General features: G+C 52.3%; 24 protein-coding genes and 2 tRNA genes. 8 read left to right on the top strand and 18 right to left on the bottom strand.

The window, feature by feature from the left end:
* Positions 1-4 precede the first annotated feature (4 nt).
* Genes BMZ24_RS12065 through fabG form a run of 10 tightly spaced genes read right to left on the bottom strand, consistent with a single transcriptional unit; the run spans position 5 to position 8,370 of the window.
* On the bottom strand, positions 5-640 hold the full coding sequence (locus tag BMZ24_RS12065) for a LolA family protein (protein ID WP_092192616.1): 636 nt from the start codon (positions 638-640) through the stop codon (positions 5-7).
* Positions 640-1,098 (bottom strand): hotdog family protein, encoded by a 459-nt coding sequence (locus BMZ24_RS12060; RefSeq protein ID WP_092192614.1) that lies wholly within the window; start codon positions 1,096-1,098, stop codon positions 640-642. Before BMZ24_RS12060 ends, BMZ24_RS12065 begins: the two co-directional genes overlap by 1 nt.
* 12 nt (positions 1,099-1,110) lie before the next feature.
* A complete protein-coding gene (locus BMZ24_RS12055; RefSeq protein WP_092192612.1) occupies positions 1,111-2,154 on the bottom strand; it encodes a radical SAM/SPASM domain-containing protein in 1,044 nt (347 codons plus the stop codon).
* Between the two features lie 59 nt (positions 2,155-2,213).
* Positions 2,214-2,633, bottom strand: coding sequence for a hypothetical protein (locus BMZ24_RS12050; RefSeq protein ID WP_092192610.1), 420 nt, complete (start codon positions 2,631-2,633; stop codon positions 2,214-2,216).
* Positions 2,630-3,451, bottom strand: coding sequence for a lysophospholipid acyltransferase family protein (locus tag BMZ24_RS12045; protein ID WP_092192608.1), 822 nt, complete (start codon positions 3,449-3,451; stop codon positions 2,630-2,632). The genes BMZ24_RS12050 and BMZ24_RS12045 overlap by 4 nt, the downstream gene beginning before the upstream one ends.
* A gap of 6 nt (positions 3,452-3,457) precedes the next feature.
* Positions 3,458-3,715: an acyl carrier protein gene (locus BMZ24_RS12040; RefSeq protein ID WP_092192606.1), complete on the bottom strand. Its 258-nt coding sequence runs from the start codon at positions 3,713-3,715 to the stop codon at positions 3,458-3,460.
* Positions 3,712-4,944, bottom strand: coding sequence for a beta-ketoacyl-[acyl-carrier-protein] synthase family protein (locus BMZ24_RS12035; protein ID WP_092192603.1), 1,233 nt, complete (start codon positions 4,942-4,944; stop codon positions 3,712-3,714). Before BMZ24_RS12035 ends, BMZ24_RS12040 begins: the two co-directional genes overlap by 4 nt.
* Positions 4,935-6,404 carry a phytoene desaturase family protein gene (locus BMZ24_RS12030; protein ID WP_092192601.1) on the bottom strand — a complete coding sequence of 490 codons (1,470 nt, stop codon included), beginning with the start codon at positions 6,402-6,404 and terminating at the stop codon, positions 4,935-4,937. Before BMZ24_RS12030 ends, BMZ24_RS12035 begins: the two co-directional genes overlap by 10 nt.
* Positions 6,404-7,621 (bottom strand): beta-ketoacyl-[acyl-carrier-protein] synthase family protein, encoded by a 1,218-nt coding sequence (locus BMZ24_RS12025; RefSeq protein WP_092192599.1) that lies wholly within the window; start codon positions 7,619-7,621, stop codon positions 6,404-6,406. Before BMZ24_RS12025 ends, BMZ24_RS12030 begins: the two co-directional genes overlap by 1 nt.
* A gap of 20 nt (positions 7,622-7,641) precedes the next feature.
* The gene (gene fabG, locus BMZ24_RS12020; RefSeq protein ID WP_092192597.1) at positions 7,642-8,370 is read right to left on the bottom strand and encodes a 3-oxoacyl-ACP reductase FabG; all 729 of its coding nucleotides are present in this window, start codon (positions 8,368-8,370) and stop codon (positions 7,642-7,644) included.
* A gap of 517 nt (positions 8,371-8,887) precedes the next feature.
* On the opposite strand from fabG, the gene BMZ24_RS19490 reads away from it, so the two are divergent.
* Positions 8,888-9,181, top strand: coding sequence for a hypothetical protein (locus BMZ24_RS19490; protein ID WP_143077898.1), 294 nt, complete (start codon positions 8,888-8,890; stop codon positions 9,179-9,181).
* A 252-nt stretch (positions 9,182-9,433) separates the two neighbouring features.
* Here the strand turns inward: BMZ24_RS19490 and BMZ24_RS12015 are convergent.
* The 7 genes from BMZ24_RS12015 to BMZ24_RS11985 all read right to left on the bottom strand — a co-directional run bounded on the left by BMZ24_RS12015 (position 9,434) and on the right by BMZ24_RS11985 (position 15,574).
* A tRNA-Ile gene (locus BMZ24_RS12015) sits at positions 9,434-9,509 on the bottom strand.
* Positions 9,510-9,537: 28 nt separating this feature from the next.
* A complete protein-coding gene (locus BMZ24_RS12010) occupies positions 9,538-10,455 on the bottom strand; it encodes an NAD(P)/FAD-dependent oxidoreductase (protein WP_092192595.1) in 918 nt (305 codons plus the stop codon).
* 64 nt (positions 10,456-10,519) lie between these two features.
* A complete protein-coding gene (locus BMZ24_RS12005) occupies positions 10,520-12,154 on the bottom strand; it encodes a response regulator (RefSeq protein ID WP_092192593.1) in 1,635 nt (544 codons plus the stop codon).
* 1 nt (position 12,155) lies between these two features.
* Complete coding sequence (locus BMZ24_RS12000) at positions 12,156-12,638, bottom strand: adenosine-specific kinase (protein WP_092192591.1); 483 nt, start codon at positions 12,636-12,638, stop codon at positions 12,156-12,158.
* Between the two features lie 181 nt (positions 12,639-12,819).
* Positions 12,820-13,290, bottom strand: coding sequence for an outer membrane lipoprotein (locus tag BMZ24_RS11995; RefSeq protein ID WP_092192589.1), 471 nt, complete (start codon positions 13,288-13,290; stop codon positions 12,820-12,822).
* A 128-nt stretch (positions 13,291-13,418) separates the two neighbouring features.
* A complete protein-coding gene (locus tag BMZ24_RS11990) occupies positions 13,419-14,357 on the bottom strand; it encodes a hypothetical protein (protein ID WP_092192587.1) in 939 nt (312 codons plus the stop codon).
* Complete coding sequence (locus BMZ24_RS11985) at positions 14,354-15,574, bottom strand: L-serine ammonia-lyase (protein WP_092192585.1); 1,221 nt, start codon at positions 15,572-15,574, stop codon at positions 14,354-14,356. Before BMZ24_RS11985 ends, BMZ24_RS11990 begins: the two co-directional genes overlap by 4 nt.
* 122 nt (positions 15,575-15,696) lie before the next feature.
* Between BMZ24_RS11985 and BMZ24_RS11980 the strand changes: the two genes are divergently transcribed.
* The 6 genes from BMZ24_RS11980 (at position 15,697) to BMZ24_RS20435 (ending at position 21,938) form a co-directional block, all read left to right on the top strand.
* Positions 15,697-15,951 carry an HP0495 family protein gene (locus tag BMZ24_RS11980; protein ID WP_161949142.1) on the top strand — a complete coding sequence of 85 codons (255 nt, stop codon included), beginning with the start codon at positions 15,697-15,699 and terminating at the stop codon, positions 15,949-15,951.
* 293 nt (positions 15,952-16,244) lie between these two features.
* Positions 16,245-16,320, top strand: a tRNA-Lys gene (locus BMZ24_RS11975).
* Positions 16,321-16,730: 410 nt separating this feature from the next.
* Entirely contained in the window at positions 16,731-17,198 is a 468-nt protein-coding gene (locus tag BMZ24_RS19995; protein WP_208599845.1) for a hypothetical protein, read from the top strand.
* A gap of 78 nt (positions 17,199-17,276) precedes the next feature.
* The gene (locus BMZ24_RS11965; RefSeq protein ID WP_092192581.1) at positions 17,277-20,873 is read left to right on the top strand and encodes a PIN domain-containing protein; all 3,597 of its coding nucleotides are present in this window, start codon (positions 17,277-17,279) and stop codon (positions 20,871-20,873) included.
* 56 nt (positions 20,874-20,929) lie between these two features.
* A complete protein-coding gene (locus tag BMZ24_RS11960) occupies positions 20,930-21,844 on the top strand; it encodes a Fic family protein (protein ID WP_244150350.1) in 915 nt (304 codons plus the stop codon).
* A complete protein-coding gene (locus tag BMZ24_RS20435; RefSeq protein WP_341864729.1) occupies positions 21,762-21,938 on the top strand; it encodes a Fic family protein in 177 nt (58 codons plus the stop codon). Before BMZ24_RS11960 ends, BMZ24_RS20435 begins: the two co-directional genes overlap by 83 nt.
* Positions 21,939-21,992: 54 nt before the next feature.
* On the opposite strand, the gene BMZ24_RS11955 is transcribed toward BMZ24_RS20435, so the two are convergent.
* Positions 21,993-23,165, bottom strand: coding sequence for a multidrug effflux MFS transporter (locus BMZ24_RS11955; protein ID WP_092192579.1), 1,173 nt, complete (start codon positions 23,163-23,165; stop codon positions 21,993-21,995).
* 172 nt (positions 23,166-23,337) lie between these two features.
* On the opposite strand from BMZ24_RS11955, the gene BMZ24_RS11950 reads away from it, so the two are divergent.
* Positions 23,338-23,805, top strand: a complete 468-nt coding sequence (locus tag BMZ24_RS11950; RefSeq protein WP_092192577.1) for a hypothetical protein — start codon at positions 23,338-23,340, stop codon at positions 23,803-23,805.
* Positions 23,806-23,990: the final 185 nt, after the last annotated feature.

Raw genomic sequence — 23,990 nt, 5'->3', positions numbered from 1 at the left:
CGCCTTACCTGAACATTCCGTCGTCGAGAGGGGTGTTCACTTGTGGATTTTTAAAAAGAATACGCGTGAGATCACCGCTTTGATCGTGAAGCTCCACTCTTTGGACTGTATTTGACGACAAGGAAAACTCGATGAGAAGATGTTTTAGCACTTGTGCGGTGTCAGAACTCTTGGGAACAAGTTTTAGTAAAACAGGAGAATCCGCCTCCAACGTGATGTCGTATTCAGCGGAAAGCCAGGCAAGATCAAAGGTGGCCCAGGCCAACAATTGCCTGGCGACAACATTCATGAGCGGGTCGTTGCGCAAGGAAAAAGACATCCTGGTCGTTTCCGTCCAGCGTACCCCTTGATTTCCTTGCAGGGCAAAGCCTTCCGTAATGGGACTCAGATATTCCCAGCGGAGACTGTCAGGTTTACGGAAAAGAAAGCGACCGCTTGAAACAATGGTTTCTTCGAAAACCGAGAGGCGATTTTCCTGCGAAAACTCGCTGGAAATACTTTCGACGGCAGTCGCCTGTGTTCGAAGTTTTTGGAGGACAGCGTCAATGTCCCGGATTTCGGCCAAGGCATGGGCGGAAAAAATGATGCCGAGGCCGATGGTCAGGATGAAATGAAAAGCAAGGGTGCGGCAGCGGCCCATTATGCATCTGCTCCCGGATTCTGAATTTCGGACGCAGGCACATAAAGTTTGATCTTGCCCCCGGCGATAGTCTCGCCGCCACGGTTGATCGTGGCACGCACCACTGTATATCCGTCGAAGCCACCGAGTTCGATGGTTTCGATCTGCAGCAGGTCACCTGTTCTTGCATCGTCCAGACATTCGAAAGCCTGAACTCCAACCAGAAAGCCACTGGAGAAAAGTGCTCCTTGGCAGGCGAGTTTCCAGCCCTTCACAGCGGCAAAACTCTGGGCTGCGATTTCCACATAACACGCCCGGTCCATGCGCCCTTGGGCATCCACAAAAATATGTGCGGAAGTAAGTAGAAGTTCGCACAGCCCGCGTTCACCATCCGCTTCCAGCAGGCGGTCGATAAAGACCATCGGGAAATCATGCGGAAGAAAAAGATCCGCTTTCGCAGGGAGGGATAAGGTGTTCATGATCTGTTCTCCCTAGGCATGGTACGTTTTATTGCGCCAACATAGAGGGTCGGCGGCGAGGTAGTCTCCGGTGGCCTGGTAAGCCATTCCCCGGCAGCCATAGCACTGCGCCTTCAGATCGCACTGGGCGCACATGCCTTTGATGTTGCTGCGGATGTTGCGCAAATCATGAATGAGCGGACTTGTGCGCAGAATGTCCGAGAGCGGGGCTTGACGGATGTTTCCTGCGGGAATGTCCACTCCCGGACAGGGGTAGATATCTCCGGTTACGCTCACAGTGCATGAGTATTCGTGCCTGTCACAGCAAAAGGCGGCCACGGAGGGATGCGGTTCCCAAAAATTACCAAACCTTTGGGCGTCGATGTCGGCAAGTGTTTCAAAGATGCGCTGAAGTTCTTCGGGGTTCAGTTCAAGATCGGGATGTCGCCTGGCTCTGCCTTGCAGCGTCAGCATCTCGAAATATGGGATTATTCCGTGTTCCCTAAGCCAGATCCACATCGCAGGCAGTTCTTCCAGATTGTGCCGACAGATCACGGTTTGTGCGCCGAGGGCCAAGTCCCTGGTGGGATATCCGGCCTCCATGAGCAGCGTAAGCCCGTTGCGTATTGCCGTGAATGCTCCCTTTTGGCCTGCCAGAATGTCTTGTATTTCAGGGCGAAAGCTGTTCATTTTGATTACTGGTTTGACACCTAGGCGTATAAATGTCTGCGCAGCATCTTTGGTGATGAGCATCCCGTTTGTAAATAGCTCTATTTCAACGCTTTTGGCATGTATATAATTTAGTACGTCAAATATTCCAGGGTAGCAGAGTGGCTCTCCACCGCCAAGAACGACTATTTTTTGAGCCCCAAGTTCCACCGCCTGGTCTATGGCAGAGAGAATTTCTTCGTATGAAAGCTCGTCAGCAATGGGATTTCCTGATTCTGCATAGCAATAAATACAGCGAAGATTGCACTCTCTTGAAAGCTCAAGCTCCATGGAGAGCAATCCATTTTTTTTCTTGCAATTTTCTATTTCTTCTTGGCTGAAAGAAACACCCCATCTTAATCGAGTCATTATAGATATTGTCCTTTAAAAATTTCAATATTAAATTTAAAATCGTAGATGGGGTATATCTATTGAATTGTTACCATCTCGCGTTGTATTGCTAATTCGAGATTTTTAACCCAGTTGTTGTATTGTCTGTGAATTGTTGATTTTTCTGGATTATACTTAAGATTGCTGCTGTTCTCGTAAAGAATATTGTAATTTTTGTGGTTATAAATAATTTTGACCTCAGCTCTGTGAGTGCGAACATAGAGTTTGCCTATGATCTGTCCGGGCTCTTTTTGGGACATTTTCCAGCCGAGGCTTGTTCCAGCTTTGATTATGGCATCACCGATTTTTTGCATATCGGGATGGGCTTGGCTTGTTGTTACGATGGGAGCGTTTTCAATATTGCGAACGGGAACTGTGCGGCATCCCGAAATCAACAGCATGGCAATTGCCACAAGCATAAGGCTCAAGATGCGCAGGAAGGCTGAATTCTTTTTCATTGTGTTTCCCTCGGGCTACAGGTTTGTACTTGTAAAATAGGGTCATAATGCAAAAAAGACTGCTCAAGATCTTTTAAGAACATTTTTTTGACATTTTTCCTTAGTTCTATGTGAGCTCTTTGGCCAAATTTCTTAAATTCGTTTGGGTCAATGGTAGGTAGCGTTCTAATTGAGATCGGGTTTGCTGTTATTAGAAATTTTCCTTTGGGCAGGAACTTTCCAGAGCCATCGATACAAACAGGCACTATGGGGTGTTTAGATTCCGTGGCCAGTTTGAAGGCTCCGGAATAGAATCGGCCCAGTTGTCCATTTTTACTGCGAGTTCCTTCGGGGAAGATTATTATCGATATTCCCCGGTTTAGCTTTTCTTTGGCTTCGCAAACAAATTCTTCACAGGACATATTTTCACTGTTGATATATTTAGCTTGTCGCATGTAGTGGCCATAAAATGGAATTCGAAATGGCCATTCTCGGACTAAAAAAATTATATCGTAAATCGGAAGAGCGCCCATGCAAAAAGCATCAAAAAAAGATTGATGATTGACAAGAATAATGCTTGGCTTTGGATAATCTGCTGCTTTTTTTGTATCTATTTTTATTTCTACAAATAAAGATGTTAGTATTACCCACATTCTCCCATAAATCCATATTATGCGACGAACAGCTTGGCCTTGACTATGTTTTTTTGCTGTTCGAAGGATTAAATATAAGAATGGAGAAATTATAAAAATGAATAAATTTAATATTAGAAAGCCACAATAAAATCCAATATTTCTTAAAATAGATCTTAGCGTATATGGATTTTGTGATGTAGCCATATTTACTCAGTTTAAAAATGCATTTTTTTTGTCGATCACATAGGAATGCAAATCGCAAAGTTGTCTGATCTTCAATATTTTGGGATCCTTCCCTATTTTAATTCCGAACTCTTGCTCCAAAACAATGACCATGTCGACGGCATCCAGACTGTCGAGTCCCAAATCGTCCTTGAATGAGGCCGAGGGTACCAAGTCGTTCATGTCCAATTCGAATTCTTCTGCGATTGCGGCATTGGTACGCTCAATGATTTCATCATTCGTCATTCGAAAAATCTCCTTAGCACGATAGCGCAATTTACTCCGCCCAGTGCAAAGTTGTTTTTTATAATTGTTTGTAACACCTTGTTTTCTATCTGGCGTGGCAGTGCGACGGCAGAACATTCCACGGCAGGGTTGTCAAGATTGCGGGTCGGGATGATTTGGCCGGTGCGCAACATTTTTACGCAGGCGATGAGTTCAAGCGCGCCACTGGCGGCCATGGCGTGACCCATGTGACCCTTCAGGCTTGAAACGGGCGTGTGTGCTCCAAAAAGATCTCCGATGGCACGACTCTCGGCTTCGTCTCCCTGCACTGTGCCTGTGGCATGGGCGTTGACGTAGTCGATTTCGGCAGCGTTCAGCCCTGCTTCCGCAAGCGCCAGTTCCATGCAAAGCCGAACGGGTTCGGGGTCGGGATTGGCAATGCTTGACGTGTCGGAAGTGGATGCAAATCCTGAAATTTCAGCCAGAATATTCGCCCCGCGAGTTTGAGCGGAATCCAAGGATTCCAGCAGGAGGAGTCCAGCGCCTTCGGAGCACACAATGCCGTCGCGATCTCGGTCAAATGGTCTTGGCGTGCATTGCGGTCGGTCGTTGTATTGTGTTGAAGCTGCCTGGATGATGTCGAAGGTTGCGGCTGTTAATGGATGGAATTCGTCAGCGCCTCCGCAAAGCATGAGGTCTTGTTTGCCCAAGGCAATGGCTTCATAAGCCAGACCCACTGCCTGACAACCAGTAGCGCAGGCGGCAGAGGGTGCAAGCGTGCGCCCAGCGATGCCGAGGGTCTGCGCAACGTTTGTCGCGCAGGAATGCCCCATGATCTTGAAAAACAGCATGGACTTGATGCCTTCGATGCTTCTGTTTTTCAAAAAGTCTTCAAAAAAATCTTCCATGACGTCCACGCTTCCTACAGTGGAGCCCAGAGCGATCCCCAATCGTCCTCCGGTGCGGAGATCTTGGTCAACGTGGGCTTGATCCAGGGCCTCCTGCGAGGCGAGCAATGCATACACCGACATGGGTGACATGGTGCGTCGAATTTTGCGTGGGATATCCTTGATGTCTATGCCTTGAACCAGGCCAGCCACGTGCGGACCGAGTCCTTGAACTTTTTCCAGGTCAGCAATGTATCGGATGGCACTTTCTCCATTCACCAGAGCTTGGAAGAGTCGCTCGGCACCTTGTCCGAAGGGGGAGACCGCACCCACGCCCGTGATCACAACCCGTCTCAGTTGCATGCTCTCAATTCCTTGCGAAGTTTGTTGTGACCGATGATAAATCCGCAGGTGAGAAATGCGGAGATCACTGCCCCAAGAAGGCCAGGGGCGACAATGGATTGTCCTGCGAGCAAGAGGCCCGGAATTCTTGTGGCGGGAGCAGGATTGAATTGATTCACAGTGTGGCGAATTCCATACAGGCTGCCGGTGGGCGTGTTCATGTAGTCTCGAAGCGTAAGTGGAGTCGCCCCTTCGACAAAACGAACAGATTCAAGTTCAGGAACGTGTTTAAGCAGAGCGGTTCGCATATGATCAAGGCGCTTTTGTTTGTGTGCGCGGTACTCAAAGGAGCGTTTTCCGAGTTTTGATGATTTCCAGGCGGCCACGTCTTGTATTGAGCCGGGGGCTATAACGACAACGCCGCGTTTTTCACTGTCTTGCTTGGTGGACGCCAGGTACCACGGGCCCTGCTCAGGTAGGCGGTTTGGTTGGAAAAAATTGTCGACATCTGTTTCCGGGCATACAAAAAGATTGCTTCGCTCAAGTATTGGCAGAGGTTTTTCGGAAATTCCGAAAAGCATATAGGCAGAAGGGGTGTCGACAAGTTCGCGAAGGCGGCGGCTGAAGGTCGGGCGAAATGCACCATCCGGAACGAGTTCGAGGAGTTTGGCGGGATGAATTGTGCTTAGAATTTGATCTGTTTCGATGATTTCATTGTCATCAAGAATTAACCCGCATATTTTTCCCGCAGGAGTCAGTTGCACCTGTTTCGCGCCATTCCCGTAACGGACTTCAATTTTTGAATCTTCAAGGGCGGCTTCAAAAGCTCGTACTACGCTCAGGCCACCACCGACGATGCCGTGAACTGATTGGTAATAGGAGCCCGCGATTTTTGCATGGTCCGAAAAGGCAATTTCCTGCGGAGGTACGCCGTAAAGCAGGGCGTGTATGCCAAGTACTGATTTAAGGAGCCTGTCATTGGTCAATTCGTTAAGATAGGTTTCCAGCGTGACGGGGCTTTCAAGAGTATCAACCGAAACTTTGTGCTCCAGATTCAGGAATGGTGAATGTTCGAAATTTTTGCGAACATCAGCAAGGTAAGTACGAATCGCCTTTGCTTCCCGAGGGAAATTTTCGCAAAGTCTTACTTGAATCTGTTCGTAGCCGACAGGGAGTTGGAATTCCACCTTCTGTTTGGGATACCGCAATCTGTCGAAACAATGAGGATCGAAAGGCGCACGCACAATACCCTTGAGGCCAAGATATTTGAAATATACGTCCAGGATTTCACCTGGTGCGAAGCTTCCAGTATAATGCAGTCCAGTGTCGAAATAAACACCTTGTCTAGAAAAGCCACGCACTGTTGGAGATGCAGATTGAAATTTTTCTACCAGGGTGACTTTGTACCCTTGACGCGCGAGAAGCAGTGCTGCCGTCATGCCAGAAATGCCGGAGCCGATGATTACAAAGTCTTGTCGCATTACGTGTAACGCAGGATGAGTGAAGAGTTAGTTCCTCCGAATCCAGCCGCGTTGCAGAGGACCATGCGGGGAGGGCGATGAATCGTTTCAGTTGCGATGTTGAGCTTTGAAGTGGCTTCATCTGGCTCCTCGAAATTGATGTTCGGCGCGATGTAGCCATCCCTGGCCATGAGCGTCGAATAAACAACCTGTGATGCTCCGGACATCCAGAGTTCATGACCGGTCATGGATTTTGTCGAGGTTGTTATGGGGCGATAATCTTTAAAAACAGTAGCGATATTTTTCGCTTCGACGCCATCTCCCGCAGGAGTGGAAGTCGCGTGCGCGCAAATGTAATCGACGTCGCCAGGGGTCACACTCGCAGCTGTCAGTGCGCCGTTCATAGATCGGGCCAAGCCGTCTGCACTTGGAACAGAGAGATTGCTGCCATCGGAGGAAAAGCCATAGCCGGCCAGCTCTCCAAGGATATTGGCGCCACGCGCGACAGCCATGTCCCAATTTTCCAGAAGAATGGCCGCGGCGCCTCCGCTGGGAACAAGTCCGTCGCGATTACGGTCAAAGGGCCTGCTGGCAGATTCGGGCGTCGTGACGCGAGTGGAGAAAGCGCCCAGACCATCAAAGCTGCAGATGGATTGCCAGTTGATCTCCTGCGCTCCGCCACAAATCACTCGGTCTTGACGGCCAAGAGCGATCAGATCCGCTGCTTGGCCAATGGCATGGCCGGAACTGGAGCATGCCGCGCTCAGGGTCCAGCACGCTCCTTTGGTTCCAAGGAGTGTGTTCAAGTTCATGGTAATACAGGACGTCATTGATCTGAAGACAAGACCACTTCCAATGAGGGCTGTTTCGCCACGTTTTTGAAGAAGTTCAACCTGCTCAAGCGCTGCGATACAGCTTGAATCGCAACCAAAAATAATGCCGGTTCTCTCGTTTTTAAGGTCGACGGGATCCAGGCCCGAAAGCCCAATGGCCTCCATCACCGCAGCATATGCCCAAACAGCAAAATCTGGCATGGTTTTTAATTGCTTGCGATTAAGTAAATATTTTGCGTTAAACCCTTTGATAGATCCAGTAAGCGGTGAAGAGAAACCTAGTGATGATCGTTCAGGATCTAAAAAAATTCCAGATTTTCCCTGATAAAGAGCATTGGAAACTGTTTCAGTATTGATTCCCAATGTAGAGATAATTCCAATCCCAGTAATTGCAACTTTATTCATTTTTATAAAAGTAAAAAAAATTAAGTGTAAATTCCACCGTTAACGGAGATTACTTGTCCCGTTATGTAGGAAGATCCTGGAGAACAAAGAAAGGTAACAACTTCTGCGACCTCTTGAGCGGTACCAATGCGGCCTAATGGAATATTCTTGGATATTTCTTCAATTGGGAGTTCCTTAAGCATGTCAGTATCAATGAATCCCGGGGAGACAGCATTGACGAGAATGTTTCGTTTTGCAACTTCTACAGCAAGTGAGCGTGTTGCGCCAATGAGTCCGGACTTCGCAGCAGAGTAATTTACTTGCCCTGCAACTCCAGTTTCTCCAGATGTGGATGAAATATTTATGATGCGCCCTTTTCTTTTTCTAAGCATGAAGGGAAGTACTGTGCGTGTGATATTGAAAAAACCGGACAAATGTACGTTGATAACTTTGTTCCAGTCGTTTTCTTCCATCCATATCAGAAGAGAATCTTTTGTGATTCCAGCGTTGTTTACAATTGAAAACGGCGTGTCTTTCTCTAGAAGCGGCGCAAGTGTTTTTTGACATTCTTTAAAATCACAAACATCAAATGGGACAAGTGTGCATTTTTTTCCTAATTCTTCAATTTGACCTTGTATTCGACGAGCGTTTTCATGATCACTTAGATAGTTAAGCCAAATGTCAAACCCTGCTTCGGCAAGACGGATAGCGACAGCTTCGCCAATTCCTTTGCTGGCACCTGTGACAAGAGATATTCCTTGAGGATTCACGACTAGCCCTTAAAAAAAATGAAAAAAGTTGGAGCTATTTATGCACAGTTAAAAATTCAAGTTCAATTTCTGTGCTTTTTTGTAGCTTTGGAGAATACGATCTATTGTTTCTTTCCATGCTGAGTCTATTTCGGCCATGGGTTCAAGATTTTTGCTCACTTGAAACGACGAGGAAGCATTTATTCAGAGACTATGACGAGATATTTATATTTGGATCAATAGTTAGTATGCGTCTGTTTGCGGCGCAGGAAGAAATTGCAAGGATAAAAATGTAAAACCAGAATGTTATAGGATTGTTTTTAATTATTCGCATATGTATATACAATTGATTTTATATTTTTTTTTGTTCGATAACGACGACGAATACAGAATATTGAAAAAAATCAATATAGGTTATAACTCGATTAACTGTAGTTATAACTATTATTTTTAGCGCTGTGAGGTGGAGTTCTTTCGTATTTTTAATAGACTTTATATAATTAATTTTTACGTAATAATGATAAAATTTTGAGATTTTATGAGTACAATTTATTTTGTATGCTTAAAAAATAAGTACTTGCATACATGGAAAAATTTAGGGATTATGGCCATAAGGATAAATTTTCAAAAAATATTTTTATATGGAGGAATTATGGTTCGCATTTTTGTTTTTATCTTACTGTGTACATGTCTACTTGCATCTGGATGCGAATGGGTAGGCCGGTCTGTTGGCAAGGCGCAGGCCAAGATTGAAAGAAAGACCGATGCCGTCATAGATGGTTACAATGACGGCTACTCTTCAGAAAAAAATAAAAATAATATGAATAATTAGCTCCGCGGTGCATCCTTTATTATTGTAATCGCAAAATATCTGAAAGCGAGATATGACAATTTTTGACAGGAACTTTTGATGTTTCTTTTAAAAAAAGTCAATTATTTTAAAGCGTATGACAGCGCAGGGATGTGCGTTTTTTTTGGTCCTTACGGAGACTTTGAGGGTAACGTGTTCACACTGACTGCGGGGACTGCTCGAGCCCGCCACAGAAATAAAAAAGCCCGGAAATCCGGGCTGTTTTTATTTGAATGGTGGGCCAACCAGGGGTCGAACCTGGGACCATCCGGTTATGAGCCGGGGGCTCTACCAACTGAGCTATTGGCCCTCTCGTGAGGAGCAACGGTTGTTAAGTCCTACTTCGCTTCTTTGTCAAGAAGTGTGCGGCGTCTCTCCTTGACGTGGCTGATGGCCGCGCGTCCGGCCAGGGCGCCTTCGCCCACGGCCACGCTGATCTGCAGGAAGCGGCCCACGCAGTCTCCGGCCGCGAAGATGCCGGGGACGTTGGTTCGCTGATCCCGGTCCGTTTCGATGAACTGACCGTTGCGTACGAGGCCCAGGCTGTAGGCGAAGTCGCTGGAGGAGGCCTGTCCCATGGCTACGAAGAGGCCCTGGGCGTCGATCTGCTCGCCGGATTCAAGGTGAACCTTTTCAAGTCCGTTATCCCCGGCCAGGGTGGCGATCTTGCCTTCAAGCACGGGAATATTGCTTTCTTCCAGGCGGTAGAGGAATTCCTCGCTGATGGACAGCTCCTTGCCCTGTGAGCAGACTTTCACGTCCGGGGTGTATTGCAGGAGTTCCAGGGCCTGGTTGGCGGCGAAGTTTCCCTCTCCGACGACCATGACCGGCTTGCCGCGCATGAAGAAGCCGTCGCAGCTCACGCAGTAGGACACGCCCTTGCCTTCATAGTCGGCCAGGTTGGAGATGCCGGGCCTGATGCGGGACACGCCGGTGGCCAGGATGATGGACGCGGCTTTGATTTGCTTGTCCTCGGTCTTGGCCACGAAAGCGCCCGCGTCATCCTGATGGATGCCGAGCACGCGGTCGCAGCGGATGTCGGCCCCGAATTTTGCGGCCTGGGCCTTGCCCCGTTCGATCAATTCCTTTCCGGTTATGGTTTCGGTGAAGCCGAAGTAATTGTCTATTTCATAATCGCCGGCCACCTTGGGGGCGCAACCCAGAATCAGGGTGCGCATGCCTGCCCGTGCCGTGTAGATGGCGGACGAGAGACCGGCGGGACCTTGGCCTATGATGAGGATGTCGACGCTTTCCATGATGATTCTCCTTTGCTTGTGGCAGGTCAGATAAGGACGGATGGAGCGTGAGGCAATGCGTTTTTCAAATTTTGCAGTGGCACTCGGTCAGGCAGTGGTGCATGGCCTGGCCGAGCGCGATCATGTTCACCGGCTTGGGAAGGATCCGGCAGACGGCATGGTGCGAGCAGGCGATGCTGCCCAAGGGCGAGGCCGTGACCAGCATGATGCGGATGGCCGGGTTGAGCTGCCGTACGGTCGCGCAGAGGTCGTCGAGGCTGTTTGGGGGGCCGTCGTCGGTCAGGATGAGGTCAAAACCCAGGGGCTCCTCCTGCACGATGCCGCAGCCCTGCGCCAGAGTTTCGGCCTGGCGGACCTGATAGCCGAGTCTGGTCAGGCAGGAGCTGATGGAGGCGCGTACCTCGGGGTGTGATTCGATGACCAGGATGCGCTCGGCATTGCCCCGGATGTCCGGGATGGTCAGGCATTCGACGCAGTCCGGAATCCGCCCCCGGTTGGCGGGCAGGCAGACCCGCGCAGTGGTGCCGCCTGACTGGTTCCGGGAGAAGAGCAGTTTGCCGCGTAGCGTCTTCACGATCTTCTGGGTGACAAAGAGTCCAAGCCCGGTCCCTTCGTCCCTGGGCTTGGTGGTGAAGAAAGGCTCGCACAGTTTGGGCAGATCCTCTTCCGGTACGCCGGGCCCGTTGTCGCTCACGCTGATGACCACGAGCATGCTCTCGGGATCGGTGATCATGATGTCCGTCTGCGGCTCGTCGTACCCGACGGCCGAGATTTCGATGCACGGCTCTTCCGTGTCCGCGAGGGCATGGATTGCGTTGTTGGTCAGATTCATGAGAATCTGCTGCATATGGACAGGGTCGCCGAAAAGCGTGCCCAGATGATGGTCCACCCGGGTCTTGACCTCGATGCGCGAATTCGTGGTGCCCCGGATGATGTCCAGCGTTTCAAGAATGGTGTCGCGCACGGAAAAATGGGTGAATTCCTCGTGCATCTTGCCGGTGAAATGCAGCACGCTGCGGATGAGCGAGGTGCCGCGCTGGCAGACGCGCAGGATGCGCTCCAGGTCTTCCGGGTCCGGGGTCTCGCACGCCCCGACGGAGCCGCGGATGAGTTCCGTGGAGAATACTATGGAGGAGAGGATGTTGTTGAAGTCGTGGGCCATGCCTCCGGCCAGGGTGCCGATGATGCCCAGCTTCTGCTGCTTTATGAACTGCTGCTCAAGTTCGCGGTTGGCCTTTTGCAGCTCCAGGGTGCGCTGCTGGACCTGGCGTTCGAGGTTGAGCCTGTAATCCTCGTTTTCGCGGATCAGGGCCGCCCGTTCCAGGGCCTTGTCCACGGCATGCAGCAGGACCGTGGGCGAGACGATGGGTTTGACCAGATAGTCCCAGGCCCCAAGGCGCAGGGCCTCCACCGCTTCGTCCAGGCCGCCCTCGCCGGAAACCACCAGCACCGGGGTGCGCGGGGTTTCGCCGGACAGCCTGGCCAAAAGCTCCAGGCCGCTCATGACCGGCATCTTCAGGTCGACGATGAGCAGATCGGGTCCGTGGGCCTGAAACATGTCCAGGCCTTCCTGACCGTTGCCCGCCTCCAGGATTTTGAAACTCCGGGAGCGCAGGCTCGCTCCGGTGGTGGCGCGGATGAACGGATCGTCGTCCACCACCAGAACGGTTTTGGCGCGTTTGGGCTGGGCCGCCGACATGTCAGAACTTGTAGCCGATCATACGCAGGAATTTCGTGCGCTTCTCCTTGTCTTCCTCGGTCTCGACTCCCTTGGAAGCAAATCCGTCGACCACGCCGAGGATGCCCCGGCCCTGGTCCGTCTGGGCCACGATGACCTGGACCGGGTTGGCCGTGGCGCAAAAGAGGCGCACCACTTCGGGGACGTTCTGTATGGTGTTGACCACGTTGACCGGGAACATGTCGCGCATGAACAGGATGAAGCTGTGCCCTGCGGAGAGCGCCTTGGCGTTTTCCGTGGCCAGTTCGATCAGTTCGGGGTCCGTGCCCGTGGTCCGGATCAGGCAGACATCCGAGGCTTCGCAGAAGGCCAGTCCAAACTTTGCCCCGGGCACGGTGTTGACCATGGCTTCATGCACGTCTTCCACGGTCTTGATGAAGTGGGACATCCCCAGGATCAGATTGAGGGCGTGCGGATTCTTGATGGGTACGAGCGAGAGCTCCATCTTCATCTCCTGACAGGCCGCTCAAAAACGGCAATCAGCTGCGTCAGCGAAAAAAACCAGACCGCGCATCAGCTTAATACACTGCGCGCCCTGGATTTTTTCGCTTCCTTGCATCTTACCATTTTTGAACGGCCTGTGAATTTTGTATTATTGAGCAGTCTGCCAAAAGCGTTCGGGAAAGTTACTTCTGGACCCTGGACGAGCCGTCGTTGGCGCGCAGCACGCGCACCCTTTCACCGGCATAGAATTCCAGGTCGGCTTCCTGAACCACGCTCACGATCTCGCCGGTATCCAGTTCCACCGTGATTTCAAGCGCGTTCTTTCTGGTCACGCCCTCTTCGGCCATGGCGCCTACGGCCGCACCGCCCAGGGCACCGACTACCGCGCCGAGCACCTGGCCCCGGCCGCCGCCGACCATGCTGCCGAGCACGCCGCCGGTCACGCCACCGCCCACCGCGCCGATTCCGCTCTTGGTGCCTTCGAGCTGCACTGCGCGTACAGATTGCACGGTCCCGTAATTGACCCGCATTTCCTGCATGGCCTGGTCACGGGAATACACCTGGGCCGAACGGCTGGAGGCGCAGGAGGTGAGCAGGCCTGTGCTTGCGATCAGGAAGAGGCAAAGAATGAGCAATGTTTTGTTATGGCGCATACGAAGCTCCCGGGTTGCAATTTGAGGCGCGGGTGTTTCTAGTCCACGCATGGGAAAAAAGTCATGAAAACAACCTATAGTGGTTTGGCGATGGTGGTCAAGGAGTCGCCGCGCCGCTTGCAGTCGGTTCATGGAGTGGGCATTGCCTGTGTCGCGCTTTGTGCGGTGCGATCATGGGGCTTGAGCGCTTCAAGAAGGACCGCCTCGGGGTCGGCGATGTTTTTGGCACGCAGCACCTTCAGAAATTTTTCATAGAGAGTGTCCAGATCCACGTACTGCGCCACGGATTTGTACTCAGGCATGGTCAGCACGGAAGAATAGACCGGCAGATTGTCCGCGTCGTGGCCGTTCAGCACCACGAGAGAAAATTTGCGTCCCTCGATTTCGAAATCCAGCTTGAATTCCTTGATGTCGGTGTTGGTGATGGTGTTCAGGTTCGAGATGGACTTGGCGCGGGCAAAGATGCCGGAGATGATGCGCAGGCTGTCCTTTTTCATCTGGGCCAGGGCTTCGCGTTCGGAAAGCTCGATGAGCAGGATGGACTTGTTCAGCTCGTAATAGATGTCCTCGAAGATGTTGTTCTTCTTGAGTTCGTCATAGAGGGTTTCGAAGTCGGCGTGGTTGATCCTGCGGAAATGGGACATGTCCGGCCGCTCGTTTTCCACGGCTTCGAAATCGTCGCACACATAGGGCACGATGGACGTGGTCTCGTAGAGATAGAACTCAAGCCCGATGGCCCCTTCCTCTTCCAGGATGGCAGACACCGACAGGTCGGCCAGGAGCGTTCCGCCGTCGATTTCAAGGCCGTAATCGGCGTAGGTCTGACGCAACCGGGGGTCGGACGCGTCGATGACGTAGTTGTATATGGGGTAGGCCAGGCCGTCCTGGTCGTGGATGGCCAGTTCCTTCCAGGAAGCGAAACGGGTCGCGACCATGTGCTGAAAGATCTTCTTTATGAATTTCTTCAGGCACATCGTGAAGAGTTTGAGTTCCTTGCCACGGCTGGTCGGTTCTTCTGATTCCCTGGTGGTAGGCAGCTCTTCGAAATCTTCTTCATCTCTCTTCATGCGGATCCTCGTTTTTCCTTGCGTTCGCCATATGCTTTGGCCAGGCCCCCGTGGGATGTTTCCCGGTAGAGGCTTGGCAGGTCGTGTCCTGTTTCTTTCATGACTCGCACCACTTCGTCAAAGGGGATGCAGTGCGAGCCGTCCGATAAAAGCGCCATGTGCGCGATGCTGATCGCCTTGGAGGCGGCCATGGCGTTGCGTTCTATGCAGGGTATCTGGACCAGCCCTCCGACGGGGTCGCAGGTCAGGCCCAGGTGATGCTCAAGTCCCATCTCGGCGGCATATTCGATCTGGCGGATGGTGCCGCCCATGAGCTGGGCCGCGGCCGCGGCGGCCATGGCGCAGGCCGAACCGACTTCGCCCTGACAGCCGACCTCGGCTCCTGAGATGGACGCGTTGTTCTTGATGATCAGTCCGATCAGTCCGGCCGTGGCCAGCGCCTGCAGGATGGATCTGGGTCTGGCCTTCATGTTTTCCTTCAGGTAGCGCAGCACGGAGGGCAAGACGCCGCTCGCGCCGCAGGTCGGCGCGGTGACGACGGTCCCTCCGGAGGCGTTTTCTTCGGACACCGCAAGGGCATACGCGGCCAGAAGTCCGGTCCGGCGCATCTCGGCTCCGCCAAGCAGGGTCTTCTGGTGGTACGAGCTGGCCTTGCGGGCCAGTCCCAGGCCGCCGGGCAGCACGCCCTCGGTGGTCAGGCCCCGTTCCACGCAGCTTTTCATGGCGGCCCGGATCTCTTCAAGGAAGTTCCAGATGTCCTCGCCTTCGTGACGGGCCACGAATTCCCAGTAGGTGATGCCTTCCTCGCCGCAAAGCTCCATGATTTCCGTGAGACTCTGCAACGGATAGATCTGGGGCGTGGCGAAGGTCGAGCCCCTGTCGCGCAGGGCGCCGCCGCCGATGCTGAAAACAGTCCAGCTGTCCAGGACCCGGCCGTTTTCGTCCAGGGCCGCGAAGTCCATGGCGTTGGGATGTTCGGGCTGCTGCCGGTCCTGTGCCCAGAGAATTTCGACGGGGAAGGGAGCCAGGGCTTCCCGGATGGCCTTGTCGGTGAGATGCCCCTTGCCGGTGGCGGCAAGGCTCTCGTACAAGACTACCTGAAAGGAGGCCGCCCCCTTGACGCGGGCCCGAAATTGCTCGGCGGCGAGCTTGGGGCCCATGGTGTGGCTGCTGGAAGGACCTGCGCCAATTCGATATATTTCCCGGATGGATTCCATCCGCACCTCGCCATGTGGAAATTTGGTATTGACTGTCCGAAAAAGCTTGGGCCATGGAGTCCGTCACGGACGCTGGTCCTTGGACTAGCTGTACCGCACACATCCGTCAACAAGGAGCCCCCATGAATAAGCCGGAACTCGAGTTTCCCCTGCACTGGGAGTACAAAATCATAGCCGTGCGCAGCGACGAGGCCTTCGCCGCCATCCTCGATGTCATGAAAAATCATGGCTTCACCGAAACTCCCCGCGCCAGCAACGTCTCCCGCAACGGTTCCTACGTGACCTATACCGTACGCATGCACATCGAAAGCCGTGAAATCCTCGACAGCCTCGGCGCCGCCCTGGCGGGCTGCGAGGGCGTAAAGTATCTGCTTTGATTGTTGGTGAATTGTGGATGGTGAATTGTGAATGGACAAAGGCGGGGTGGCGGCCGCTCAGGGTGGTCTTCGGGTCCGAACAGTCCAGAGTATTGTGAAATTGCCTTTAATTTCGAAATGTTGTGTTAGAAATCTCTTTCTTTCTTCTCCAATTACCAATCACAATTCACCATTCACTAATTTTCCCCTTGACGGGTAACCTGGAAAACCGTAGAAGCCTTTTCGTTGTCGGCGCAAAGCAGGTTTTAGGGCTAATGCTTTGACATGATTTGCATATTCCGATTCAACAAGCTGGGCCAATAGCTCAATTGGTAGAGCATCTGACTCTTAATCAGCAGGTTCAAGGTTCGATTCCTTGTTGGCCCACCAGCTGCAGCAACAAACCCGTCAAGGACACAGCGTCTTTGACGGGTTTTCTTGTTTCGTTTTCAACTCAGAAGACTACATATTTTCATACGTACCTCCGGCAACGTCTATGGGTGTTTAGGTGGTGATGGAAATCCTTGCTGAATAAGGGCTTGCGCATTCTATGACGGGTAATGTACTTTAGTGGTTGTTTTTTTTGTCCCGTTCAATGATTGATAGCCGAGGTTATTGGTAATTTCAAAATTCCGTAAATCCCCATCGAAAAACAAGGCCAAATCGCCGCCCGCCTAAAGGCCCAGCTGGTCGAGGTGGGGAAGGCTCGCCAGGCGGCGGAGGCGCAGTTGCGGGAACTCAACCTCCTGCCCCAAAAAATCCTGACCCGAGCCTTACAATAATATCCCGAGAAAACACCTGTGACAGAAAAACGCATCACCGAACAACACCACGCCACCTTTGACGGCCTGCGTCATTTTGACGAGGACGGCAATGAATTCTGGCTGGCCCGTCAGTTGGCCAGGATCCTTGAGTATTCGGAATATCGTCATTTTTTGCCCGTGATTGAGCGGGCGCGTCAGGCCTGTCTGAACAGCGGTCGAGTTCCTGAAGACCATTTCGAGGATATCCTCGAAATGGTCGCAATCGGTTCAGGGGCCAGGCGGGAACTGCCTGATATATCATTGTATGAACAAATCCGTGAGAAGGAAAAGGCCGTCAAGGATCTGGAGACCAAGGCCGTGCACAGCGCCGCCGTGTTTGACCTGACGGCGGTTAATCCGAACGCCGTGATCAGAGTGGACGACCGCACGCAACAGGAGATCATCGCGAACATTGAACGGCAGGGACGGATTGTCTCCGAGGCGTTGGCTAGGCTGGCGGAGTGAGGCGGTGATGAACTTTGTTTTGGACTATCCATTTCCCACCGGATCCATTGAAGGATCCAAGCTCAAGAGTGGTTGAAAATGAGACATATTCCGACCTCTCTCTATATCGATACGGAGTTCTTCAAAAGGCAAGGGCTCCGGTTTGACACAAAGGCTTTCAAAGCCTTCACCGCCACATTTGCCAAAGGCGGTCTTCGTCTGCTCGTACCGAAGATTATGGAGCGAGAGTTACTCCGCCATTTTGCCAAGGAAGCTGAAAAGGCCTCCAATGCAGTGATAAACGCTCATAAGACATATCCTGTTAACAACTTAGCTCTTGCTGAGCTTCTTCCTCCAGAGGAGCTGAAAACGAAATGCATTGAGGAGATGGTCCGGCAATGGGCCTCCTTCAAAGAACATTTTGTGGTTGAGAACTTGCCGATTGTCGGCAACCTCGAGGATGTCGTTGACTGGTATTTTGAAGTCCGTCCACCGTTTTCAGATAAGAATGGTAAGCAGAAAGAATTTCCAGACGCATTTATTATGAGTGTGCTCGATCAATATCACAAACAACACCATGCAAATATAGCGGTTATCAGTTCCGATGGTGATTTTAGTCAAGCATGCGCAAATAGACGGCGCTATATTTGGCATTTTTCTGATCTGGAAAAGTACATCGCAGCATTTCAACCGGAATTGTCAGGAAAAGAAAAACTGCTCGGTGACGTTGATCCTATGAAACCCATCGCCACGGAAGATCTGACGGAACTTAAAGCCATACTTGCTCGCGGGAACCAGGTGACTCCAATTGAAATTGAGCGAGTTCTGCAGTTGCTGGAGAGCAGAGGGACCAATCACGAGTACTTTTTCCAAAACGCTGGCGATGCTGTTTGGTTAAAGCATCTTTCGGAAAGAGGGTATTTTCTTAATCCCCCCGATGCAGAACAGACCTCCGATGGGCGTTATGTTGTCCCATCGTGGCCTCCCCTAGAATATTTGATTCGCATTGTTGATACCGCCTCTGCAGAGGTGATGGACATAGTTTCATCTCTTCCAATTACGAATAATTTTCGAGTCTTGGAAGGTATCTTGAAGATCGTGTTAAAAGCCGATTCGGCCGAAGCGATTTTGCGTTTCTCTCGATTTATCACGGCCTTTATTGAAAACTGCCGATGGGGCCACGAACTCATTATTAGTTTGCTGAAAAAGCCATTTATTTTTGATGCGCATCTTTTCGAATTTACACCCGCCTTATTACTAAAGATTGTTGAATTTCGAAAAGATCCCCGTGAACAGGAAAAGCGGTCACTGCGCAAAGAAAATCCAGAAGCTTGGAGTACTTCGTTAGAACCGATCCCGCGTTTCGATCATTGGCAATATCAGCAAATCCTAACGAAGGGTGTTCGCCCCTTAGGCGAGCATGAACCCTATCAGGTTTCCCGCGTCCTCATTGACGCGGTGGCAAGCATGATTCGGTTAGGAATACACCCGGAAGATTTTGAAAAAGGCGATGGCCAGGACTATTCGGAAATCTGGTGCCGGAAGTTGGATAGGCCGGATCGCGAACATCAGGATGTGAAAGAACTCCTAGTGCAGACGCTGACCTATGCATGCGAACAGGTCTATGACAATACCCCTGCATCCATAGATGCATTGGATCAGGCATTGCGAAATCATCGTTGGAAGATTTTCAAGCGTCTTCGACAGCATCTTTACGCATCACATCCGAATGATCAAACCCTCCCCTGGATACGCGAGCAAATCCTCGGTCACGATGACTATCCCAACTCGAACTATCATTACGAATTCCAATTGATGATCCGTAAGGCCAGTGAACACTTTGGGCATCGTTTGCTCAGCGCGGACGAACAAAAGGATATTTTTGATGCCATTCTCAGCGGACCTTCGAAAGAGGATTTTCGTGAATGGATGGGTGAGAGCTACAGCGAAGAAGCATTTCGGCGGCGTCAACGCCATTTTCATCGCATGCAGCTTCGACCTTTTGCTAGTTTATTAAGCGGAGAGGTGCGACATTATTATGATGAACTGGAAAGCCAAGAAGGCGGGAAAGCCATTAGCGATGAAAGTTACTCGCGTTATGAGAAGGTGACCTGTGGCACCGTCAGTTATCGCAGTCCAAAGTCCATCGAAGACTTTGAAAGCTTCTCTGATGAGGAGATCCTGAGCTATTTGAATGAATGGGATGATAAGCATCATGACCAGGACAATTGGTTGGTAGAGACTAATTTCTCAGCACTTGCAGGCGTTTTTCAAACTTTCTTCAAAGAAAAAATTTCGCGAGATGAAGCACGTCTGACCTATTGGTTGACGAACTGTGAAAAAATTGAACGGCCAATCTATGTCGCCGCAATGCTCAAGGCCATGCTTGAACTCATCAAGGAAAAGAATTTTGACAACCTAGACAGATGGTTGAAATTTTGTACATGGGTTTTGTCACATCCAGACTCAATGCGAAAGGATGGTCAACCTGAGCCGCAGGACGAATCACGTGATCATCCAGACTGGGGAAGCTCACGCCGGGCCGTGGTTGATTTCATCGACGCATGTGTAAACAAGGATACGGAAGCACCTATCTCAGCAAGAGATGGTCTCGCTAAATTGCTTCGGCTAGTGTGTAGTCAGTTTGACTGGAGGCTTGATCAAGACCGACCCGTACTGCTCAACCGGGATGATCCAATTACCGAGGCCATTAATAATACTCGCAGCAGGGCGCTTGAATCTCTCATTAATTTTGGATTCTGGGTTCGGCGCCAACTGCCCGAAGATCCTGTTATTGAATTGACGGCCATACTTTCCAACCGAATTGCCGAAGATGCTGACTGCCCGTTAAGACGACCCGAAAGAGCGCTGCTGGGATTGCACTTTGGCAGATTGTGCTTTCTTAGTCATGACTGGTCTGTTGAACAAAAACAGGTGATTTTCCCTCAAGAAAATTGGGATGTTTGGCGTGATGCGTTTGGAAACTTCATTTTATACAATAATCCGTTTAAGAAGACATATGAAATTTTACGGAGTGATTTCGAATTCGCCCTTGAGAATATTGACCGATTGGCAGCTGCTAACGACGAAGGCAAAGAAGTCGTCGATAGGCTTGGCCAACATCTTTTTACCTATTACATGTGGGAAGTTTTTCCGCTTACCGGCGCGGATAGCTTGTTGGAACGTTATTACAATAAAACCAATGAGGATCGACAGCGCTGGGCGCAACTTTTTGACCATGTTGGACGTTCACTGAACAACAGTGGCAAACGTTTGGACAAGGAACTGACCGACCGTGCGGTTGCCTACTTTGATTGGCGTTTAGAGGCAGCCGAGCCGCAAGAACTTCAGGAGTTCACCTTTTGGCTGGAAGCAGAATGTCTGGATCCGGAATGGCGCCTGCGCTCTTTCTCGAAGGTCATTTCTGTCGTAAAAGTAACTGATGAAGGGAATTATATGGAATTTAAATCTTTATCCAGCCTTCTTCAAGATCATACTGCTTTAGTAGTTGAGTGTTTTGCGAAGATTACAGATTTCTTGGATCAAGAAAAACACCTCTTCATGCTTGTCGAAGAGGTTATGCCAATTCTTGTGGCTGGCTTGAGTTCAGAGGATGCCGAGATTCGAACAAATGCAGAGCGTGCCAGAGAAAACCTTTTGAGACGGGGTAGATTTGAATTTTTGAATTTGGATTGAAGGTAAGTCTTTTTCAAGTTATCGCGCCAGCGCGTTCACGAGCAAGGGGATTGAGCATGACCTACCTTCCACCCTTTTCCATAACTCCGCAGATTCTGAACCTGGTCGCCGGGATCAGCGAGGCTGTCGGCCGGTTGACCGCGCTCTCGGAAAAGGCCGGCTCCTCGCGGCTGCGGCGCATCAACCGTGTCCGCACCATTCGTGGTTCACTCGCCATAGAGGGGAATACCCTAAGTGAAGCGCAGATCACAGCGATTTTGGAGGGCAAGCGGGTCATTGCCCCGCCCCGGGAGGTGCAGGAGGTTAAAAACGCGTTGGCCGCTTACGATCTCTTCGGAACCTGGCGGCCGGAAAGCGAGCCGGACCTGCTCGAAGCGCATCGTGTCCTGATGTCCGGCCTGATCGACGACGCGGGCAGATACAGGAGCGGCGGAGTGGGGGTGATGACGGGCCAGCGGGTGGTCCACATGGCGCCCCCGGCGAGTCGTGTGCCGCAGCTGATGGGCGATCTGTTCCAGTGGCTGGCGGCAACGGACGCCCACCCGCTCATCGTCGGTTCGGTCTTTCATTACGAGTTCGAGCTCATCCATCCCTTTGCCGACGGCAACGGCCGCATGGGACGCATGTGGCAGAACCTGATTCTGGCAAACTGGCATCCGCTGTTCGCGGACATGCCGGTGGAAAGCCTCGTTTTCGACCATCAGCGCGACTATTATCAGGCCTTGCAGGAGAGCACCGCGCAGGCTGACTCCGCTCCGTTCATCACCTTCATGCTGCAGATGATTCTGGAGACGATTCCTTCCGTCCCCCCCCCAAGTCGCCCCCCAAGTCACCCCCCAAGTCGGCGAGCTGCTTGCGGCGCTCCGCACGGAAATGAGCCGCGAAGCCCTGCAGTCCGCCCTGGGGCTCAAGGATCGCAAATCGTTCCGCGAGCGGTATCTGGGGCCTGCGTTGGCCGCTGGCCTGATTGAAATGACTCTCCCATCCAAGCCCAACAGCCGCTTGCAGAAGTACCGTCTGAGGGAAAAGGGGCGACAGTTTTTGGCGGATCAAGCCAATAAATAACCTCTGAAGATCATCCCCGAATATCTCGGCAGCCCCGCATCAACTTAAAAAACATCACTCCTGCTTCGTCCGTTCCAGCCTCGGCAGCAATACCAGGACAAGGGCGCTCGTGGCCATGCCGACCAGGGCCAGGGTAAGGATCTTGTTGTCCCAGGGCAGGGCGATGAACCACATGGCCGTGGCGCCGCCCACGAAATACGTGAACATGATCAGCGAAGCCGCCGAGCCGGCGTCCTGCTTGACCTGTTCGAGCAAGAAGTTGCTGCTCGGCGGGCGGGACATGCCAAGGCTCAGGGTCAGGCAGGCCATGGGCAGGGCCATGCCCCAGGGGCCGAGGCCCGAGCACAGGGCCAGGACCGCCGAGCTGACCAGTATTCCGGCATAGCCGAGCAGGATGATGCGAAATCCGGGCATGCGTTTCAGCAGCCTGCCGCAGATCCAGAATCCGAGCATGAGCGCGGCCGAGTTGAAGGCGAAGAAATAGCTGTATTCCTGCTCGCTCAGACCGAAATAGGTCACGAAGATGAAGGAAGATCCGCCAATGAAACAGAAAAGCGGTGTCATGCCCAAGGCGATGAGGGTGCATTGCGTCATGAAGCGCAGGTTACACATGAGCCGCAGGTAGCCGCCCATGACCTGGGCCAGGGTGCGGGTCGTGGCCGGGGCCGGCTCCTTGAGTCTCCAGACACCGCAGATGGCCACGACGCCAAGGACCATCTGGGCGAGGAAGATGACCGACCAGTCGGCGAAGGTGAGCATGATGCCGCCGAGCACGGGCGCGAGCATGGGGGCCAGGGAAACTATGACGGCCATGTGTGCCAGGGCCCGCTCGCGTTCCGCGCCCACGAAATAGTCCTTGGTCATGGCCAGGGACAGGGTTGCCGCCGAGGCCGCGCCCATGCCCTGCAGGATGCGCCCCACGATCAGGGCCGTGGGGCTCTGGGCCTGGGCGCAGACCAGACAGGAAAGGACATAGAGGGATATGCCGCCCAGGAGCACCGGCTTTCGCCCATAGCGGTCCGAGAGGGGGCCGTAGAAGAGCAGCGCCAGGCTGAAGCTGATGAAAAAGCCGACCAGGGTCAGGTTGATGACCGCTTCCGTGGTCTGCCAGGTCTCGACCATAGTGGGCAGGGCTGGCAGATACATGTCCGTGGACAGCGGCGGAAATGCCGCGAGCAGGGCCAGAATGAGCAGGGCGCGTATTTTGAGTGGGGCTGGTATTGTCATGGTATTTTTTGATGGTTTGAGGGCTTCGCCTACTCTGCGCGTGTGGGGCAGGCAAGCAAAAAACTCTGGGGCATTTTTTCTGATCTCATGCGAGCTGGGAACGACGAGCCTATCGGTGGAACAATCTCTGCATCTTGGTAATCGTGCAGGAAGATTTTTCCGGAGGTATAACATGAGTATCGCACCCCTGGCCGCCCTCGGCATCGCCAAGACGGCCTTTTCGATCATAGGCTCCCTGGCCGACGCAATGAAGCGTCCCAGTTCCGAATCCACCGGGTCCGCCATGACCGCGGCTCCGGCGCAGGAGTCCCTGTGGCATCAGATCGGCAAGGAAGTGGACCCATGTTCCATGACCAGGGACGAGCTGGCCAAGGTCTCGTCCATGCTCTACGACAACGGCCTGATCAGCCTGCGCGACCATGCGACCATGAGTTTTGATCCCAGCTTCGCGGGTTCCTCGAACCTGCTTACGGCGGCCGACGGATCGGGGCGCGTGGACTGGATGGCCGAGTTTCAGGCCCGCCTGGCCAAGCACAAGGCCGATGGCGACAGCTCCTCCGTGGCTCAGGACGAGCGCGTGCTGGACATCCTTTCGCGCCTGCAGGCCGGATCAAAGGGCGTGACCTCGATCAGGGTCTGACCCGGCAAGGTTTTCCGGTTTTCCGATTGTCCGCGTCTGTCGGCCATGGGTTTAATTTGTGTTCTTGCTGAATGTGCGGCCGTGGGCTGCAATGATTTGAAGAGTCAGGGCAATGATGGGCATCAGACGTGGAAAAGGCAATGGCCGGATGGCCCGGCGCCGCGTTCACTGCGTTGGCCGGGCAT

It is taken from the genome of Desulfomicrobium norvegicum (genome assembly GCF_900114595.1).
Classification (GTDB): Bacteria; Desulfobacterota; Desulfovibrionia; order Desulfovibrionales; family Desulfomicrobiaceae; genus Desulfomicrobium; species Desulfomicrobium macestii.
The sequence above is the reverse complement of the archived record's forward strand: the minus strand, read 5'-3'. Positions and strand labels throughout refer to the sequence as shown.